This window comes from Mycoplana sp. 10N416, from assembly GCF_056394765.1.
Window position 1 is genome coordinate 1 of the sequence record NZ_JBFTIM010000057.1, and the last position, 446, is coordinate 446.

At 67.5% G+C, this 446-nt stretch carries 1 protein-coding gene; it reads right to left on the reverse strand.

Going from position 1 to position 446, the window contains the following annotated elements; translation table 11 throughout:
- Window positions 1-446 (reverse strand): cadherin-like domain-containing protein (locus AC1DDS_RS25790; RefSeq protein WP_477481446.1); only part of this gene is annotated, 446 nt, incomplete at both ends.

Consider the following 446-nt stretch of genomic DNA (forward strand, 5'->3'; position numbering starts at 1 on the left):
ACTCGATCGTCTGCGTCACCTCATGCTCGCCGCCGTTGCCGTCGCTGACGGTGTAGCTCAGCGTCACCGTGCCGTTGAAGTTCGCCGCCGGCGTCACCGTGTAGCCGTYGCCGGCTACGTTGAGGGTGACCGTCGCGCCCTTGTCGGCCRCGATCGCCGAGATCGACAGCTCGTCGCCGTCCACATCGCTGAGCCCCGACAGCAGGTCCGCCGTGCTGACCGCGAAATCGGTGTCCTCGACGCCGCCTTCCAGCTCCACGTCCGGCGTTCCCGAAGGATCGTCGTTCTCGGCGGCAAACTCGATCGTCTGCGTCACCTCATGCTCGCCGCCGTTGCCGTCGCTGACGGTGTAGCTCAGCGTCACCGTGCCGTTGAAGTTCGCCGCCGGCGTCACCGTGTAGCCGTYGCCGGCTACGTTGAGGGTGACCGTCGCGCCCTTGTCGGCC